The sequence below is a fragment of the Streptomyces sp. NPDC004658 genome (assembly GCF_040609555.1).
In the GTDB taxonomy this organism is placed as follows: domain Bacteria; phylum Actinomycetota; class Actinomycetes; order Streptomycetales; family Streptomycetaceae; genus Streptomyces.
On the sequence record NZ_JBEXKG010000337.1, the window covers coordinates 1 to 3051 of the forward strand.

A 3051-nucleotide genomic window follows, 5' to 3' on the forward strand; every position below is an offset into this window, starting at 1 on the left:
CCGGGCCAAGCGGCCGGAGGAGAACTGGCAGCGCAACTGGGAGACGGCGATCTTCTGGACCTCGCTGCTCCCGGCTCTCGGGGCCGGGGCAGCCGGACGGGCCGCCTGCGCCGGGGAGGGCGCGGCGGGCCTGGGGGCAGCCTTGCGGGGGGCGGGCTTTCCGGCGGACTTGCCGTTGCCGCCGCCCTGGAAGGCGTCGGTCAGCTTGCGTACAACCGGCGCTTCGATGGTCGAAGACGCCGAACGGACGAATTCACCGAGTTCCTGGAGCTTGGCCATGACGACCTTGCTCTCGACACCGAACTCCTTGGCGAGTTCGTAGACCCGGACCTTAGCCACTTCGCTCCTTTGAGGTCCGGGTTGAAGCCGGACCGTCGCTAGTTCATGGGCGTACTCATCGCGTACTCATCGAGTGCTCATCGCAATCTCGACCTGCTTTCGACTCGCGAGGTACCAGACCGCACGGGGTTCCGTGCGGCGCTTCTTACGGCGTTGCCTGCTCGGCAACTGTTGTCTGCTCGACGTATCGGCGCAACGCCTTTGTGTCGAGCGGTCCCGGGACGCGCAGTGCCCGCGGGAACGCCCGGCGGCGTACCGCCTGGTCGAGACAGACCAGGGCGGGGTGCACGTAGGCACCCCGGCCGGGCAGCGTACCGCGAGGATCGGGGACGCAGGCGTCCTCGATCTTCACGATCCGCAGGAGATCGTTCTTGGCCGCCCGCTCCCGGCACCCCACACAGGTGCGTTCAGGGCATGCTCCGGCGTGCGTCCGGCCAGACACAGTTAAGTCTACCTCCCCGTACCGACCTCACCCCTTTGGGGCAAGAATCGAACGGCTGTTGTCGTGATCTCAGCGCCGGACGGCTTGGATCTATTCCCCCCGGCGCCCCGATCTGCTCCCGGTCTAGTCCCCGGCCTGCTCGGTGTCGGGCCGGATGTCGATGCGCCAGCCGGTCAGCCGGGCCGCGAGGCGGGCGTTCTGGCCCTCCTTGCCGATCGCCAGCGACAGCTGGTAGTCCGGCACGGTCACCCGGGCGGAGCGGGAGGCCATGTCCACGACCTCCACCTTGCTCACCCGAGCGGGTGACAGCGCGTTCGCGACCATCTCCGCCGGGTCGTCCGACCAGTCGACGATGTCGATCTTCTCGCCGTTCAGCTCGCCCATCACGTTGCGCACCCGGCCGCCCATGGGGCCGATGCAGGCGCCCTTGGCGTTCAGGCCCGGACGGGTGGACCGTACGGCGATCTTGGTGCGGTGACCGGCCTCACGGGCGATGGCCGCGATCTCCACCGAGCCGTCGGCGATCTCCGGCACCTCCAGGGCGAAGAGCTTCTTCACCAGGTTCGGGTGCGTACGGGAGAGGGTGACGGACGGCCCGCGCACGCCCTTGGCCACCCGGACGACGTACGACCTCAGACGCATGCCGTGCGGGTAGGTCTCGCCGGGCACCTGCTCCTGCACCGGCAGGATGGCCTCCAGCTTGCCGATGTCCACGAGCACGTTCTTCGGGTCGCGGCCCTGCTGGACCACACCGGTGACGATGTCGCCCTCACGGCCGGCGTACTCGCCGAGCGTGGCGTCGTCCTCGGCGTCGCGCAGCCGCTGGAGGATCACCTGCTTGGCGGTGGTGGCGGCGATGCGGCCGAAGCCGGACGGGGTGTCGTCGAACTCGCGGGGCTCCTGCCCCTCGGCGAGGTCCTCGGGGTCCTCCTTCGCCCACACGGTCACATGCCCGGTCTCCCGGTTGAGCTCCACGCGCGCGTGTCGGCGGCTTCCCTCGGTGCGGTGGTAGGCGATGAGGAGGGCCGACTCGATCGCTTCGACCAGCAGGTCGAAGGAGATCTCCTTCTCCCGAACCAAACCCCGCAGGGCGCTCATGTCGATGTCCACGGCTACGCCTCCTCCTCTTCCTTCATGTCCTTCTCGCCGGCCGGGCCGGCGCTGTCCTTGCGGTTGAACTCGACCTGCACGCGCGCCTTGGCGATCTCCGGGAAGCCGAGTCTGCGGGCGGTGGCCTTGCGGCCCTTCACACCCGGCACCTCGACGTCGATGCCCTCGTCGTCGACCCTCAGGATCCGCGCGACCAGCTCGCCGCCCTCCGTGAGCTGGAACTTCACGAGCCGGTCGGTGGCGCGCACGAAGTGCCGGTGCTCGGTGAGGAGGCGCTCCGCGCCGGGGGTTCCGACCTCCAGGTCGTAGGCCGCGTCACCCATCGCGTTCGTCTCGTCCAGCTTCGCCGAGAGCGCGCGGCTCACATCGGCGATGGCGTCCAGATCCGCCCCGGTGTCGGAGTCGACGACCACACGCAGCACCCGCTTGCGTCCGACGGAGTCCACGGCGATCTCTTCGAGATCCAGCCCCTGGGAGGTGACGAGCGGTTCCAGCAGCTCTCGCAGCCTCTCGCTCTGGGTGGTGCTCATCCGGGTGACTCCTCGGCCGCGTGTGCTGTTGTGGGATGGGTCGCGTGTCTGATCAAAGGGTACTGCCTCCGGCGGGGGCCGGTTCGCAGGCGAGGTCCGGGGCGGTTCGCGTGGATGCGCCGGCCGTCGAGCCGGTGACGCGAGGCGGAGGGACTCGCGGGTACCGTGATCAACGGCGGGCCGGCGTTCCCGCCCGTGTGTTCGTACGAGCCCCCGAGGACGTCAGCCGTGCCGTACCCCCCGCCCCCGCGCGTGCCCCCGGGGCCGCGCAGAAGAACCCTGCTCGTCTCGGCCGCCGGCGGCGCCCTGCTGGCGGGCTGCTCGGCCGGGCCGGAGTCCGGCGACGACGCTCCGTCGGCCGTGGAACGGGCACGCGCGCGTGCGGCGCGGGACAGCCGTGGGCTGCTCGCCCGGTACGACGCCGTGCTCGCCGCGCACCCCGGGCTGGCGGAGCGGCTGCGCCCGCTGCGGACCCAGGTCGCGGCGCACGCGGCGGCCTTCGCGGACGGCGGGACGGCCACGGCTTCCGCCACGGCAGCGACCGTCGGGGCATCAGGAGTGGTTCCAGGTCGGGAAATCCGGAATCCCTCCGTGACACGGAGGGGAAGTCCACGGCAAGCACGATCCCGG

At 70.5% G+C, this 3051-nt stretch carries 3 protein-coding genes and 2 pseudogenes; 1 reads left to right on the forward strand and 4 read right to left on the reverse strand.

The features are described 5' to 3' along the window. The 4 genes and pseudogenes from ABZV94_RS40940 to rimP form a co-directional block, all read right to left on the reverse strand. A pseudogene (locus ABZV94_RS40940) lies at positions 1–339 on the reverse strand (translation initiation factor IF-2 N-terminal domain-containing protein); the annotation flags it as partial. Between the two features lie 145 nt (positions 340–484). After that, complete coding sequence (locus ABZV94_RS40945) at positions 485–781, reverse strand: YlxR family protein (protein ID WP_356350114.1); 297 nt, start codon at positions 779–781, stop codon at positions 485–487. A 123-nt stretch (positions 782–904) separates the two neighbouring features. Then, the gene (gene nusA / locus ABZV94_RS40950; protein WP_356350117.1) at positions 905–1891 is read right to left on the reverse strand and encodes a transcription termination factor NusA; all 987 of its coding nucleotides are present in this window, start codon (positions 1889–1891) and stop codon (positions 905–907) included. Positions 1892–1893: 2 nt separating this feature from the next. Beyond that, entirely contained in the window at positions 1894–2421 is a 528-nt protein-coding gene (gene rimP / locus ABZV94_RS40955; protein WP_356350119.1) for a ribosome maturation factor RimP, read from the reverse strand. 228 nt (positions 2422–2649) lie between these two features. Here rimP and ABZV94_RS40960 point away from each other — a divergent pair. After that, positions 2650–3051 (forward strand): annotated as a pseudogene (locus tag ABZV94_RS40960) (hypothetical protein); the annotation flags it as partial.